The following is a 16,359-nucleotide window of genomic DNA, read 5'->3' as shown; positions in this document are numbered from 1 at the left end:
GTTTTTTCAATGGCCGGGGAAAGTTATATTTTGATGGGCGTTTCGGGTAGCGGTAAATCTTTAATTGGCAGCAAAATTGCTGCAGTATTATCGGCCAAATTCATTGATGGTGACGATCTCCATCCGGCCAAAAATATTGATAAAATGTCTGAAGGTATTCCATTAACCGATGAAGACCGACTACCGTGGTTAGCGCGATTAAATGACGCTTCATACAGTTTATATAAAAAGAATGAGACCGGGTTTATTGTCTGCTCGTCATTAAAAAAACAGTATCGCGATATATTGCGGCAGGGCAGTCCGAATGTGCATTTTTTGTGGCTGGACGGCGATTACGAGACCATTCTGGCGCGCATGCAGCGTCGGGCAGGGCACTTTATGCCGGTGGGATTACTCAAAAGCCAGTTCGACGCGCTGGAGTGCCCGCAGGAGGACGAACGTGATATTGCCCGCATCGACGTGAACCATGACATCGAGCATGTGACGGAACAGTGCCGCCAGGCGGTGCTCGCGTTTCGTAACGGGCAATAAGCTCAGCCCCTTGCGGGACTGAGCCTTGCATCAGAAGTCGGCTTTCAGCACCACGCGGTAGCGGGCTTTGCCGTCACGCACGTGCTGGATAGCGTCGTTAATTCGCGACATCGGGTACAGTTCGGTGGTGGGCGACACCTTGCTGCGCCCGGCAAACTTCATCAGCTTGCGCAGTTCGAACGGCGTACCGGTTGCCGAACCGGAGATGCTGCGATCGCCGGCAATTAAGGTGAACGCTGGCACCGGCAGCGGCTTCAGCACCGCGCCGACGGTATGGAAGTTACCGCCGTAGGCCAGTGCTTCAAAATAAGGCTGCCAGTCGAGATCGACGTTAACCGTGTTAATAATGAGATCGAACTGGCCCGCCAGCGCTTTTAGTGCATCCGGATCGCGGCTGTTAACCACCTTATCCGCCCCCATCGCCAGCACTTCCTGCTCTTTCGCCGGATTGGAGCTGAACGCGGTCACTTCGCAACCCATCGCATGTAACAGCTTAATGGCGATATGCCCCAGGCCGCCGATGCCGATCACCCCAACGCGGCTGGTGGCGGTGATATGGTGCATCAGCAGCGGTTTGAACACCGTGATACCGCCGCACAGCAAGGGACCCGCCGCCGCCAGATCGATGCTTTCCGGCAGCGGGATCACCCATTGCCAGTCGGCCCGCAGCTTCTCGGCAAAGCCACCGCGATTGAGAATAGTGGGAACGGAACCTTCCAGGCAGTTAATCTGATTGCCGCTGATACAGGCGTCGCAATGCCCGCAGCTGCGCGCCGTCCAGCCAATGCCGACTCGCTGACCAACCTTCAGACCTTTATCTTGCGCCGCGCTGCCGAGCGCCGCCACGCGACCAATCACCTCATGCCCGGCAACCAGTGGATACTGAGAGAACCCCCATTCGTTGTCGATCATCGACAAATCGGAATGGCAGATACCGCAGTAATCGACCTGGACTTCGACATCTTCCGGCTTAAGCTCGCCCGCATCATATTCATAGAGTTCGAGTTCGCTGCCCGCCGCTTTTGCGGCGTAGCTTTTTATCATCGACATCGTGTTTCCCTCAGTGTGGTGTTGAACTGGAAGTGTAGAGCATGGGGAAACGGGACGCTTCGCAGAAGGGGGGATTAATAAGGGGGCAAACTGTGACGATGGTTACAGGTGAGAAAGGGAATGCTGAAATTTTCAACACTTAGCGAGTCAGGCACACGCTGGTGCTTGCATGGTGGCGCATGACAGGTATAATCCACAACGTTTTCCGCATCCCTTCCGTGCCGGAGTGGCGAAATCGGTAGACGCAGTTGATTCAAAATCAACCGTAGAAATACGTGCCGGTTCGAGTCCGGCCTTCGGCACCATTAGTACTTCCAAGACCATCCGAGAAAGTCCAATTATCCCTTAAAAATCAATGATTGCAGTGATTTTTACGTCCTGAGTCGTCCGAGGTTGTCCGTTGAAATCCGGATGCCATTGGGGGCATAATTGGGGGCATCTTAACTTCGATTAGAAATGTGCCCCCAAATGAAGCTCAACGCCAGACAGGTCGAGACTGTAAATAGACCCGTTTTAGTTCCATGCATTTTTTGAGATCCCGGCCAAATAATGGTGCTGTCGGTATTCCTCCGGTGTCATATTGTTCAGTGATTCATGCGGGCGTTCACAGTTATATTCTGACAACCATTTCTCCGTGATTTCCCGCACTTCATTCAGCGTTCTGAACAGATAAAAATCGAGTATTTCTGTACGGTATGTCCGGTTAAAGCGCTCAATGAAAGCGTTCTGCGTCGGCTTACCTGGCTGGATAAATTCCAGTTTTACTGCATGTTTCTCTGCCCATTCAGCCAGTGTCAGAGAGATAAATTCCGGGCCATTATCCATGCGCAGCATGACCGGATACCCGCGATTTGTCGCAATCCTGTCGAGTACACGGACCACTCGCTGAGCTGGCAGATTCAGATCGATTTCAATCGACAACGCCTCACGGTTAAAGTCATCAACGACATTGAACGTGCGAAAACGACGGCCACAGATCAGGGCATCATGCATAAAGTCGACAGACCAGCTCTGGTTCAGCGCTGCCGGTGTTGCCAGTGGCGAGGGATTACGCACCGGCAAGCGCTGTTTGCCCTTACGGCGAAAATTCAGTTTCAGCAGACAGTAAATACGGTGGATCCTTTTGTGATTCCACGGGTATCCCTGCCGCCGCAAAACCTGAAAAAGTTTCGGAAAACCGTATCGTGGGTATCGCTCTGCCACTGCCTGCAACGCGACAATAACGGGTTCGTCACGCGTGGTATCCGGACGGTAATGGTAAACCGTTCTGCTCAGGTTAAGACTCCGGCAGGCCTGACGGATACTGAGTCCAAATGTCGTTATCAGATGGGTGACCAGCTCACGCTTAAAGGCTGGTTTTAAAGCTTTTTTTCGATAACGTCTTTCAGCGCCCGGTTCTCAAGGCTCAGGTCGGCAAACATCTGTTTGAGACGCCGATTCTCGTCCTCAAGATCCTTGATCTTTTTAATATCAGAAGCCCCCATGCCGCCGTATCTGGACTTCCAGTTATAGTAGGTGGCTTCAGAGATACCGGCCTGCCGGCAGACATCTTTAACGGTTCGTCCAGCTTCAACCGACTTAATCACAGCGATGATCTGATGCTCAGTAAAACGGGCTTTACGCATAGCGATCTCCTTCGTTGGCAGATTGATTATGCCGGATGAGCTCTAAATGTGAATGGTACGATTATGCGGGATGTTTACATACTGAACTTCAGTAAATTTAAAACTCTATACTGAAATGGGTTTAGGGCTTGAAAATCAAAAAAATTTTCACGTATGGAACGGATGGGGGATTCAACTGAATCAGAAATTAAAAATCATAATTTATAGGTGGCAGGTTTTTATATTCCTGCATCATATCTCTGATACAGGAACAGTCACAGTGAATGGCTATAAATTATTAGTAAACAGAATATCTATCTCTCACCTGCATGGCGGTACTTATGAATAGGCTCACCTGTTTGGGCGTGCACAGCTAGAACAGGATAGACAAAGGGGCCGTGGCTGCTGGCGTCAGTAGCTTGTGCATATTCATCATCTGTTTTAGGCAGATTGTTTTCAGGGCATAAATAAAAAATCATTGGTGCACGAATGCTGAATTCAGATGGTTCAAGTATGTAGTCCCGCTTAATTACCTCTTGTTGCGCTTTGTTTAGTGTTGGATTGGCTATAAAACGCACGGGGATTACGACCTCCCATGCGGTATCTTTGCGCGGAGGGGGGGCGGCGGGAATAATCAGTTCCGGCGAGTCCAGAAATCGCGCCAAAACAAAGTCCTTAAACGCCGAACTACCCCAGTCATAGGCTCGCACATGCTGGCGCCCGTTAACGGTGATAATTACCGTAGGGCTTAGTGTACGGGATATGCCTTCCGGGTTTTCCATTGACGCATAAGTCACTTTTACTTGCCCCTTCTGTTCGATTGCTGACAAAAAAATTGCCAGCGTGTGGCTATGCACTGCGCGATGGATGAGTGGGATTTCCTGCGCGTGGGCCGCTTGCGGCGGTTGAAATTCTACCGTCGCACGCCAGACCAGATCGTTGTCTCCCAGCAAAACAGGCGAAAACGTCGTACTGGGGAAATACCCTTTTCGGCCGGCCCCCTTCTCAATAGCATTGCCTGGAGCGACCTCCATATAGGTTCTTACATCAGTACGAGCTTGTTGCGCCGAGACGCCAAACTCTTCAGCAATCATGCGCGAAGTGACTTTTCGTTCCCACAGTAGCTGGCGCTCAATATAGCGCAAGCGCAACCATTGTGCGTGGCTGAGGGGGGATTTGTGTTTATCAAGAAACATTGAGTAGTACATATCAGTTTTATTCTTATTTGCAGGTTAATCAATTGCGGTTTGATATACGGATTAAGTATAGAAGGCGAATGGCATCAAAACAAATAACATTGTTATCAAAGAAAATTAAGCAAAGTTTCTTTGTCTAATTGTGCAGGGAGTACTATAGTGACTTCCGTCTCAGAGGGAGAATGTTATGTCACTAGGTTTTTTGGAGCAGGCTCGTAATGAATCTATGGCACGCCGCGAGCTGACGATTCAATCTCACGCGTTGCTGGTAGTGCGGACGCTGGATTCAATATACAGCGCCCTACAGCGCAATCCGTTTGATGGCTTCGAGCTTGATGCACTGGCGGCAATTATGTATCTCTTTGACGCCATGCTTTATTATGCTGACCGCGAGCGCCAGCCAGGTATGACGCGTAAAGAAGCGGAGCTATGTCTGGTTGGGCACCTCAATGAAGCCTATCCGGGACAAGAAGCGTCCGACTACGCGCAAGTTGCCAGCAAGATTTTTGCGGCGATCAAAGACCCTTTCCGTCTTAGTTATTACGACTTCTCGCAACGAACGCATTCCGAAGAGCAGATAGTCCGTTTGGTACGCTATGACCAGCTATCCGGCTCAGATGATATTCTCTGGTCGCTGACTGATGAAGGAATGCTGTTCTATACCCTCCGTTTGGATGAAACGCCGATAGAACGCGCTGCGATTTTGGCCTGGCGCACGCTTAAAACCATCCGTCGCGGTGAGATCGACAAGGCAGTACACCAGATCCAATCAACGCAGCGGCAACTGGAGCAATATCTGATTGGGATGCGGATGAAAGTGCGTGCTGCCCAGTCTGGTGATTTGAGTGCATCTTATGCACACGATATCCGTCCCGTACTCAATGATTCCTTTGATAAAACCCGAGAGGTTTTGGAACATATCCAGAACTCAATGTCGGCCATTACCGAAATGTTGGTTGAAGGAAGTTCGAAATTAAACCCCGACAAATTAAATAAGCTACGTAAGGCACAGGAGATTTTTGCTGAGGTCTGCGCTTTTACGCAGCGCTATCAAGACTGCTTACTTGATGTTAACAAAGATTTTGAGCGAGCTCGTCTGAAACTCATTATTCCCAGAGATAATACCCTTTTCCGGGAAACGCTTGAAAAAGGTGTACTCAAGCCCCTGCTGTTTCATTCCCCCGATACTGTCGAAAAGGAAATCGATGGTCTCACCGCACGCCTGTTGGCTCCCCGAAGACAGGATGATGATCGGCACATTCTGTTTGACCTTGAGGCGCTGCTGAACCTTTATCTCGATAGATTTGAACAGGCGCTTCCACATGAGATACAGGACCTCACCGATCAGCCTGTAGCTATTGAAACTAACCTGCGAAGTATCCCTGAATCTGTCATTAAAAAATGCAGCAATTGGGTTAGTGACCGATTGAAGAATTGGGGTCATGTGAGCTTTAGAGATGTTTTTGACGCCTATGAGTGCGAAGAATTATCCGAACAAGAACAACAGGTTTGTTTACTTCATATTGGCAGCCTGGCAGCTAACAGCGATCCCGCAATAAAAGTGGAGATAGACGACGCTATCGAAACAACACTCTGGCGGGCTAACAATATCAAACTGTTAACGGTCGCTCCCTTACACCCCTTTGAGGAGTAGTTATGTACGACAACGCGCATCGACAAGCGAAACACTACGCCGAGATTGCCACGCAGGCAATTATGAATTCACTGGGATATAAAATGGGGGATGAGCTGATTCAACGTGCGCTTGATCTGCAAGGTGATGCCCTGTTCGCAGAGATTATCCGTGGCGTCGCGACAGGTATGAAATTGCGGTATCTGGGGATTCATGAGACCTACGGGGTATTACTGGCTGCAGATGGCCGAGGTCCGTTTTCCCCATCTTTGGGTTGGCTGAACAAACGCTTGCTACCTGAAACAATGGCTGAGCAACAGGGTAAGGAACGGAAAGAACAGCGCCTGTTTGCAGGCTTAACTCTGATTGCGTTGCTGGCTGATTTGTTTCCAACTCCAGACACCGTTCGTGTCGAGTTCGGTCAGAGTAACGCCATTAATGCCGCCTCGGTGGTAGCTAGGCTCAATAATGTTGCCGACCAGGTGATTGCCCTGCGCAAGGCCGAGGGTGACGATACCGTAGATGGCCTACTTATGGCGGCCAGGTTTGTGCAGGAAGAACGTATTCCCCGTATTCACGACGAAAAGGTAGGGCGTGTCTCAAGTATTCGCTCGCAAACAGAAATGGCAACGCGCTGGATACAACTACTGCAGGAGGAAGGATTTCTGGCCGAAGACAGCAGTCTGTCGGGAGATTCCGACTGGTATCCGACCCAAAAACTCAAACATTATCTGCGCCATACTGGCATCGAAGATACGGTGCGTTTTGTCATGAGCATCAGTCCAGCCGTAGAAGAACGGTCGTCCGTTTTAGCTGAAAGCGATATTGCAGCATTAGCAGATACCCTGGAGTTTCCTTCGCTCAATGAACGTCCAGTTACAACTGGAACCACAGAAACACAACGTTTGACGGAGATTTAAGCATGTGGTTGATTAAGCGGGTTTATATGGATGGCGCAGGCCATGAAGAAGCTTTCTACAAGGACCTAACACTGGACTATATTGGCCTGTCTCAAGCGGTCGGTAGCCCTGTTGTTGAAGGCCTGCGCTCGCCCGTCAGGAATGCGAAGGTGGTGACCAGTACTTATCAGCAGCTTGTGAATGGGGGCGGTAAATCAACCTACATCGCGCTGCTGTTATCGATTTTTGAGCCGTCCGTTAGTGACTTCACCCAATATCTGGCAAATCATCGCCAGAGTGAATACCACTACCGCAATTACTTCTATAAAGAACTCTCTGTTGTTTTGGTTGAGATGGTCAATGAATCAGGACAAACGTTATTACTGGGACATGCTCATCAGCGTAATGGAGATGATGTTGACCGCACACTGTTTATTTGTGATGCGCCCGACTCCTTGATGGGCGCGCCGTTTGATGAAGTCCCTTCTTATTCCCGCGCGGAACGCAATTCTGAGCTACGTCCCTATGCCAATAGCCTGCGCAGTTTTGATAGCTGGCTTAATCTCAAGGCCGGTAGTGAAGGCGGCATGCATTGGCGTAAAACCACCAGACAGAACGAGTGGCGCGCATTTTTGCTGGAACAACAAATTAACGTTGATCTTATCAAAACAATGGTGACCTTCAACTCCGAAGAAGGTGGCCTGACCCGTTTTATCGAATACAAAACTGAACATGATTTCCTTGGCGCGTTTTTCGCCTGCACCATGTCTAAAGATGCGGCTGAGCGGCTGCGGGAACTGGTAGAGCATGAAGTTGAACGTCAGGGAGAGTTAGAGGGGATCCGTCGTAACGAGTCCTTCCTGAAGGATGTGCTGGCTAACTGGCAGGCGTTTCTTGATCCGGCTAAACAGCTGGAAAGCATCCAGGCGCAGCAGCAACTGCTGGATGATGGCTTCCGAGAAGCAATGCGCGATCTCGCAGCCTTTGTCGGGGATGCTCAGGTTGAACAAACGCAGCTTGAAGATAACATGGATAGTTTGCAAACGCATATTGGCCAGGCGATGTCTCTGCGTGAGCAGTTAGGTAAGCGCAAAGCACTGCTTGAATATGATCTCGTGCAGCATCAGTTCGACAAACAAAAAGCGATAGTCGCTGCGCTTCAAGACGAAGCCGATACCAATCAGCGCCAGATTGAGATTACTCACGCTGCTATAGACTACAAAGCCTATGCTAAGGCCCTGAATGAGTACCGCCAGGCAGATGAGGATCTGAAGGTATTCCAAAGTGAAACGGAAAGGCCGCTACAGGTGATTTTCGAGCGTACTGCTGGCGAGGCCTTGGGTACATTAGAGTGGGCAATCAACAGACATCGTCAGCAGAAGGTTACGCTTGAGGAAGAATTAGGGCAGATTGATAGGGAAAATAATACCCTTAAAAAATCATACGACGAACTACAAAAAATGCTGGGTGGTCTGGAGGCGGATCGTGAGAGATATAAAAGAGACAAACGGCAGGGCGAATCGCAACGGAATGAATTATGTGAAGCTGGGTTGATCCAGAAGGATGAAACACCAGTAGCAGCCCAATACCGACTGGATTTAACCTTACGCGATGCACAGCAGAGTGAAGAACTGGCTAATACAATTTTTCATCAAAAAGAGCAGGCGCTGGAAGCACAGCTGAATGTTGTGCGGGAGGCATCAATTGAGAAAAGTGAGGCCCAGCAAAAACTCATTCTGGCTGAACAAAAACACCAGTCAGCTGTGGATAGTGCTTTAGTTTTAGCAAAAACCTATCAAAAACTGCCAACGTCAATGCAACATGATCTAGATATTGAAGACACTAGTTGGCACAGCGAGCTGTGTGGATTGCAGCTCGACAAAGTATTGAATGCGAACTCTCAAACGCTGAATGGAATGAAAGAGCGTTTACTGCAAGCCCGGCACGAACTGGACGAGTTAAGGATGACGGGACATGAACTGGTCGCTAAGCAGGTCAATGAGGCACTTGAAGTGTTTTATGCGGCGGGCATTGCACGGGATAAGCTCTGGACATTTCCACACTATTTGGCCTCTGTTTACAACGATGATGCACAAAAGATTGCTGCGGTGATCGATCAAAACCCTGGCCGCTACCTGAGCCTGGTCGCACTCGACAATGTAACGTTTGAACAGGTCCATAAAATTAGTGAGATCCTGCCCTGGAAGAAGGCACCTATTGCTATTTACTTGCTGGATGAAGCACAAGATCTCCGCCGAGAAACGTCTGAATTAGTACAGGTCGTCCTCTCAAACCCCGATAAGCACGGATATAGCCAAGCCGCTTACGAAGCCCGGCTGCAAGACCTGGAGAATATCGTAGCGTCGCAGGAAATCAGTGTGAAGGCTGCGGAGAGCGCCCTTAATGTACTGGAATCTTTCAGGAATAACTGGCGTCTGCATTACGAACAGTATGGTAAGCATTGGGCGGGACTGCTTGACCAACGGGAGCAGGCTCTCTTAATACTGGAAAATGCTGATGCAGCACTTAAGCAAGCTGAGCATGATGAGCAAACACTGCGTGCCGAGAAGAGAGATGTCCTGGTGCGGTTAAACAATGCCCGACAGCAGAAAATTCAGGCAGAAAAAGCACATGATAAACTGAGTCTTTTTGTAGAAACAGAATGGGCGAAGCGTGAAACGGCGAAAATGAAACTGGAGCAGTTAGCTGCACAGATTCAACGAAGCAAGGGCAATCTTTGCACCCAGAGAGAGAGACTGGAACGGCTGAGCGAGATCAAGGAGAACAAGCTCTCCGAGAAAACCCTTTTAAATATCCAGATGGGCAACTGGAGTAATCTGTGTAACGAGCCGTTCTATTCAGAGATTACGGCTACTGAAGGTATGGAAGGACGAAGCCCCGAAGATGCCCATGAGATGGCTGCTCAGGCGCACAAAAAATTGCTCGAAGCAGCCAACGGTGATCAAGTGACCGCTCTCAAGCAACAACTGAAAGATGCTGGAAAGGCACAACGTTACGCCTCTGAGCGTTTGACCGCTCAACCCACCTACAATATATATCCGGACGAAGTAAAAGCGGTGGCCATCAATGAGCTAACGGTAATTAATAACCGCATCGTACGCCTCAACGAACAGCAGAAGCAATTCACGCAAAATCTAATTAATTCTCAGGTAACTCTGCAAAATTTTTCCCAAAGCTGTGAGGAGGCTAGTAAAGCAATTGACGAGGATTTTGTCTGGGAAGAGAAGCCCATTGAGATAGAGACAATCCAAACGTCTCTGGCTGAAATCGTCAACAGCCTCCATGAAATTGAATACCAGCTAAAACTTCACCTGGAGCAAAAGAAGCTGCAGTTGCAAAAGATGGAAAATGTGAAAGAACGGCTGCAGAACGCCAAAACAGCTCAAGCGATGATCCAGCCCATTACGCCGACCTCTGCGGCGGGTCTACCTGGCAGGATCCAGAGCATCACTGAATATGCTGACAATCTGGCGACACAATGCCAAAAGTATGCCGGTCTAAATGAAACGCTAAAACAGCAAAATATATGCGTCTCTACGGTCTGGGGAAAATTCCGCAAACGGATCGAAGAAGAGTCGGCTAAGGATCCAGACGCTCAAGCCAGTCAGGAATACTTACGGCAGTTGGACTCAATCGCAACTTATCATGAAGTGCTGGGCGATTTGGACAGAGTCGGTACAGGGATCACGCAGGTATTCGAAGCTGTGCAGGACAGCCTGGAACAATTCCAGCGTTCGATTGATCTGACTGTCACCCATCTGACTGCTCATCTGGAGGGGGCGATTAAACTTCTCAAGCGCGCGATGTTGGTCAAAATTCCTGAGGATTGCCCTGTACTGCCTGGTCGGCCTATTATCAAAATGACCGATCGGCTGAATGATGTTGCCGCTGATCTAAGGGGTTTTGCCAGCAGCCGCCTGCAGCAGTGGATAGCCAAGGGACAGATACCCCGAGCGCCCAATCGAGACGCCTTGACAGCTGATTTGATACAGTCGGTATTTGGCGAAGGGGAGCTGGAGGTGCGTTTGCTGAAGACGAATGCCAGCCGTCCACAATGGACTCCTGTCACCCGACTTGAAGGTTCGGGTGGACAGCGCCTTACATCTGCCTTTTTACTGTTTGTGACGGTTGGTAAAGTACGAGAGTACGATACGGGTATTTCAAGTGCAGGATTTTTGTTAGCCGATAACCCGCTGGGTAAATCGAATGCCGATGATCTAATGCGAATTCAAACCCAAATGGCCAAAGCCTATAAAATCCAGCTCATCTACCTGACTGGTATTTCGGATGAGAACGCCCAATCAATGTTTGATAACCATCTCTTCCTGAATAAAGTTCAAAAACTGAGGCGGCGCGATTTGGTAACCGTTGATAAAGAACGCCATGCCCTGTGGGCGGCTTCTCTGGCTGCTAAGCCACAGTTCGATCCCGTCATTTAAGGTTGATATGAGATGAGTAGCGTAATGATCTGGTTATCCCGACTGGAGTCGACAGCCAATAAACATCGTCTTGCCGCTGGTAAGGCCGTCCGTACAGTGAAAGCTAATGCGGTGCTGGATGAGGTATTACGCGCGCACAACCAAGAGGCTTTGAGCCAGGAGGTGCCTGATTTGCTGAGTCAGGCTGTTACGCAAATGCTTGAGAGGGACTGGCGGGCTCAGCCTAAGCACAAAGCGAGTTGGCAGCGCTATTGGAGGGGTATGCGCCTGCCAGGTACTTTTGTTTACGAAGGTGCCATCGTTCCTACGAAGACAACATCAGAAATAGCCTGGCATCCTTGGTTGGCCCGACGTATTACAGGACAACTGACCCAGCCAATCAAGGCACGCTTACAACAGCTGAATACATATCTTTTTCGCCAAACCGAGGACGACAAGTCACTATTCCCGGGCTTGCTTGGGCATCGTGAGCGGTCTCTGCTTATATTTGGTGACGAAAAAGCGCTGGACTCCTTGCCACCTGATGGCTGGAAGCATGTCACTCTGACTTTGGCTGATATGGGCGCGTTTCGACGTGCACCGCCTTTACCGTATGAGTCATCATGTTGCCATGATCTTCCGGCTATCATTGTTGAAAACTCCGATGTGTATTATCGACTATGCCAACTTAATCGAGTTCAGACTCGCTGGTCACTGGTCATTTATGGCGCAGGTAACAAAGTGTCCGGCCAGGCGGAGTGCGTGTCACAACTCCTTGAGGTCGAACAGGTAAAACAGCTACTTTATTTTGGCGATCTGGATGTAGCGGGCTTAAAAATCGCCCATCAGTTGCAGTGTAAGCTGCTTAGTGATTACGGTATCAGCTTACATTTGGATGAATGGCTTTATAATGAACTGATCTTAAATGGTCTAATGACGCCAGAAGGGAACGCCAACAACGAACGGTTTGATTTTGAATTGCAGTGTAGATGGATGCCACAGTTTGTTTTACGAGAAATGAAGACTCTTGTGGCGATCCATCAGCGTCTACCTCAAGAAGGCGTGGCTTCTTTAGGTTTAGTCATATAGTTCGAATCCCAATGTGTTTTTTAGGGGATAGCCTACTTATAATACAGGTGGGCACTCCTATCGGAGAGTAACCTTTACTGCTGATTTATTATTCATCGTGACCGATGATATATATTTGCTAATCATATTGGCTCCATTTATTGAGAATAAAAATCCAACTTTGTGATCTTCCGCGCAGTATTCAATTTCATGTCCCATTTTTTGGGGAGGGCCAAATTAAAATCTAACAACCTGTTAATTTTCAAGGATTTAAACGAAAAAGGTGAATCCGGCCTTCCACCAAGAATGCAAGATTAAGCTACCTAAGGGTGGCTTTTTTTGTGTCATCTTTTTCAGCATCATATGCTCAACTTATATATTCCTCTGACAAAGCACCAAATCATAGGTGCTCCACCTTGTTGAATAAATTACTATAATTAAGTATGTTTAATTTATTGATTCTGAAGTGAATTAAATTTACAGGTCAATTTTTATTGTGATTATCTTCGCATTTTGAAAATGTAATGGGTGATTATTTTTGTGAAGGTTAATATTCTTATCTGTTTTGCTAGTTATTTTTATGAATTATTCCTGTCGGATCAGTCTGTTTATACAGTCAATTTGCAAGGAGCTTGCTTTGAGTCAGTCAGAATACACGTCGATCCTAAAGTGTACCCAGTGGCTAGCTAAATTCCTCACTCGTAGGGGATTGAGGCAACCAGACCATCGTCCGTTATATGAATATCAAGCAACGAGTGATGAATATGATGAATTGAAACAGCTGTTGCGAGCTATAGGGCTACCCGATGGTTACAAAAGTGATAAAGGGTACGCAGCCTGCTTCACGTTGTTCTGCTCTGAGTGGTACAGAAGGGATTACGAGCGATATTGTGGATGGACGTGGGAACCTGTTTATAAAGTTCTTGGTATATCGCTACCTTCTTCTGATATGGGGAATATAATCCCTAAAGGGCTGGATGGGTACTGGGGACGTCCAGTGCGGTTCTATGATACTGAAAGGCGGAATTTTTTAGGGTCCTTATTCAGTGAAGGCGGTTTACCTTTCAGGTTGCTAAAGGAATCTGATAGCCGTTTTCAGTCAATGTTTTCTCTCATTTTAAACCAATACGATCAGGCTAAATCTTCTAACATTTCCACGTACGCGTTGGTTCATGCAGCGGTAGAAAAATCATCCCTGCCAGTCGTTTTCAAAGAGGATACTTCAGTTGAGCTTATTAGTCGAATGGCAGAACAGTTAGTATCTCTTGTTCAAATTTATGATTTGAGTAATCATACCGAACCCGTAAAAGAACTTGAACGTGTTCATCCGAAGTGGCGGGACAGTTTCCCTGTTCCTCTCGATGATGATACGGGTACCAGTTTCCTTAATGGACTTTTACGAACAGCTTCTACTGAATCAAAACCCCGCCTACAAAAGAATAAAACAACTCTCTGTCAGTTTTTATGGTCAGAAAATCATCCTGAAGCCGTCCAGACTCTCATTTCTCTGCCTGAAGAGCTGAGCTTTTCAATTGTTAGTGAGCCTTCAACAACGCGCTTCGAGCTTGCTATCTATGAGGATGGTAGCGAAATCGCAAGCTTGGGACCTGCCTATGCAACACTAAGTAACTCCCAAGCAAAAATAAGAGTTCGTAAGCGCGAGATTAAATTTTACCGAAGAAATCCCTCAGTCAGTTTGTTTATTGTAGCGAGAGCTGGGGGAATGTTTGTCGGCTCTAATCTTTTAGAAGGCAGTGAAGTTGCCGTTGGCGATGTTCCATTGGTTTTTGTTTCTGATAAACATGAATGGCTGTTACAGGGACAAGCCTCTTGCAGCGTACGTGGCAGTCATGTGCTTATCGTACTACCAAAGGATGGCTGTCTGGCTTCAGTACATGAGGATTGTGACTCTAGCTTTTCGGCTTTGGGTTGCCGTACTCTGACCATCAAAGGTCGGCAGGAGATCATTATTGAAGGCGACGAAACGTACCGGATAAAGACAGGAAGAGATCAGATTATCCAGACTGGATTCTCTTTCCAGGGGAAGCGGTTAAATTGGACAAGTTACCCGGATGAACTCTTCCTCGGTGTTCCTGCGATAACTCAAAATTCTGAGAATCTATCAACGCGCCATTACAAGCGTTTTTTCAATGGAACATTTATAGAAAATTGTGATGTGCAAGAGAGAATGGGAGCACAGTTTATTTCGGTGCGTAACGAAAATAATGAAACGTTACTGCGTAAGAAAATAGGTATTCTCCCCAATGACTTTAGCCTGGAAATAAAAAACGGAGAACAGGCAAACGAAGGTTCTGTCATTATTACTACTCAGCATCCTTGTTTGTATAGTTTGAAGGAAAAAACACTTGAAGTTGGACGGGAGCGATTGCCTGGTAGTACAGAAATAATGATGAAGGCGGAGGGGATTCCTCCTGCATCGATTTTATTACAAATAACGCCAAACCTCACTGCGGACCCAATTGTTATTTGGTTACCATTTCCTGCACGAGGCTGTCTTGCGTTCGATAAAGACGAGAAGCCTCTACCTAAAAATTTAACGATTAACGATCTTCTGGGGGCCAGGGCATATCTTTTCGGAAAAAATGGTGAGCGTACGCGATACCAGCTTGAACTACGTTTACATTCCCGTAGTGGAATGCAGGCTAGGTATGAGTGGCACTATAGTGCAGGAGAAAGCCCGGTAGAGCTTACGTTATACAGCTTAAGGGATCATATTGATAATTTACTTTCACTGGAAGAAGGTATTGATCAGATAGTTGATATGCGTATAGAAGGAGGTGGTAGTTCTTTTACCTGGCAGATCCGACGTTACAAATATAGTCTGGACTATGATCGGGAAAGGCAGATTCTTTTCGCAAACTCAGTAAGTAATCGTACAGGACAGATCCCCTCGCCCGTAATTATGTTACTCAGCGAACCGGAGAGAAAACCCATACCTCTGATGTCAAGAATGAGCGAAGGTGTACCCGTTGGTGAATTTGAATTAAGTTCGACAGTACAGAACAGTGGTCCATGGCTGGTTCTGCCGAAACAAGGTGAAGAAGCTTCATTTCGGCCTTGCTACATTGCTGGCGAGTCGGTAATTCAAAGCGACACGACAACAATACAATCCTTGCAAAAAGCAACGCAGCTTTTTAATCCTCGCTCAGATGTCAATACCATTATGTTAGTTCTGGAACAAATGGCGAGCGACCCTGCACACTCGGGCTGGCAGTTTTTACGCAATTTATACGATCAGTTTGGATATTTACCTTTGGCTACCTTTGAGGTATGGCGGGCACTTGTTCAGCATCCGCAAGCGTTGGCGATGTCGCTATTCAAATTTGAAATGTCCATTGATTATCTCAGCCGTATTGAAAGCGAGTTTCCTGTTTTCTGGGAGTTTTTACCTATTACAGAAGTTAAACGTGCCGCTACACGTTTTCGTACTTTTTTGACTCATAAAGGTGCGCCGGAGGAAATGCAGAGAAGGTTGCTGGACAGAATGTATCAGCAACTGGGTACAGTGTTCCCGACTTATGCCAGTGAGGTGAAATTATGGTTGAGTCAAGGGAGATTACCACCGGTTTTTCCGGAATTGGTGATGAAAGGTATTATCCAAGGGTGGTATCAGGAACTTCTACGCGAACATGGTGAATCTCGCTGGCCAGAATTTGGTGGTCCGGGCCTTTTCCGTTGGTATATGTCGCAACAAAATCCAGTTATCGATATTTCACCTGATGCCAGTTACCGATATTCCGTCACCTTGCTCCCCGTATTTGCTGCTGCTGTTGCAAGCGGAAAAACAACATTTGGCAGTGTTTTTGAAAATAAGCCTGGTGCCGTATTTTTTTTGAGGCAGGTTAGAGATTTCGACTCGCGATGGTTTAACGCCATTTTCCAGTACTGCTTATTGCGTAATGTTACCGAAAAATAAAA

The 16,359-nt window shown here is 47.7% G+C and carries 9 protein-coding genes and 1 tRNA gene; 7 read left to right on the top strand and 3 right to left on the bottom strand.

The genetic code is table 11. From position 1 onward, the window contains the following. Positions 1-9 precede the first annotated feature (9 nt). A complete protein-coding gene (gene idnK / locus HV314_RS21900) occupies positions 10-531 on the top strand; it encodes a gluconokinase (protein WP_047358547.1) in 522 nt (173 codons plus the stop codon). Positions 532-561: 30 nt separating this feature from the next. Here idnK and ahr read toward each other — a convergent pair whose 3' ends face one another. Next, positions 562-1,581 (bottom strand): NADPH-dependent aldehyde reductase Ahr, encoded by a 1,020-nt coding sequence (gene ahr, locus HV314_RS21895; RefSeq protein WP_103283431.1) that lies wholly within the window; start codon positions 1,579-1,581, stop codon positions 562-564. Between the two features lie 220 nt (positions 1,582-1,801). Between ahr and HV314_RS21890 the strand changes: the two genes are divergently transcribed. Further along, positions 1,802-1,886: transfer RNA gene (locus HV314_RS21890), tRNA-Leu, on the top strand. A 208-nt stretch (positions 1,887-2,094) separates the two neighbouring features. Here HV314_RS21890 and HV314_RS21885 read toward each other — a convergent pair. Together HV314_RS21885 and HV314_RS21880 are read right to left on the bottom strand one after the other, a co-directional pair. Further along, a protein-coding gene (locus tag HV314_RS21885) for an IS3 family transposase (protein ID WP_181546233.1) occupies positions 2,095-3,206 on the bottom strand; the annotation gives its coding sequence in 2 pieces (ribosomal slippage) (positions 2,095-2,945 and positions 2,945-3,206; 1,113 coding nt in all). Between the two features lie 293 nt (positions 3,207-3,499). Continuing rightward, a complete protein-coding gene (locus HV314_RS21880) occupies positions 3,500-4,393 on the bottom strand; it encodes a WYL domain-containing protein (RefSeq protein ID WP_181546716.1) in 894 nt (297 codons plus the stop codon). Positions 4,394-4,568: 175 nt separating this feature from the next. Here HV314_RS21880 and HV314_RS21875 point away from each other — a divergent pair, with 175 nt between their 5' ends. From HV314_RS21875 to HV314_RS21855, 5 genes are all read left to right on the top strand, one after another. Then, entirely contained in the window at positions 4,569-6,035 is a 1,467-nt protein-coding gene (locus HV314_RS21875; RefSeq protein ID WP_181546714.1) for a hypothetical protein, read from the top strand. Positions 6,036-6,037: 2 nt separating this feature from the next. Further along, entirely contained in the window at positions 6,038-6,934 is an 897-nt protein-coding gene (locus tag HV314_RS21870; RefSeq protein WP_181546712.1) for a hypothetical protein, read from the top strand. A 2-nt stretch (positions 6,935-6,936) separates the two neighbouring features. Beyond that, on the top strand, positions 6,937-11,373 hold the full coding sequence (locus tag HV314_RS21865; RefSeq protein WP_181546710.1) for a hypothetical protein: 4,437 nt from the start codon (positions 6,937-6,939) through the stop codon (positions 11,371-11,373). Positions 11,374-11,397: 24 nt separating this feature from the next. Further along, complete coding sequence (locus HV314_RS21860; RefSeq protein ID WP_181546708.1) at positions 11,398-12,441, top strand: Wadjet anti-phage system protein JetD domain-containing protein; 1,044 nt, start codon at positions 11,398-11,400, stop codon at positions 12,439-12,441. 616 nt (positions 12,442-13,057) lie between these two features. Continuing rightward, entirely contained in the window at positions 13,058-16,357 is a 3,300-nt protein-coding gene (locus tag HV314_RS21855) for an STY4851/ECs_5259 family protein (RefSeq protein WP_181546706.1), read from the top strand. The last annotated feature ends 2 nt before the right edge of the window (positions 16,358-16,359 follow it).

Origin of the sequence: Citrobacter sp. RHBSTW-00887 (assembly GCF_013728095.1) — a bacterium.
In the GTDB taxonomy this organism is placed as follows: domain Bacteria; phylum Pseudomonadota; class Gammaproteobacteria; order Enterobacterales; family Enterobacteriaceae; genus Citrobacter; species Citrobacter braakii.
This window is presented reverse-complemented; position numbering and strand designations above follow the sequence as displayed.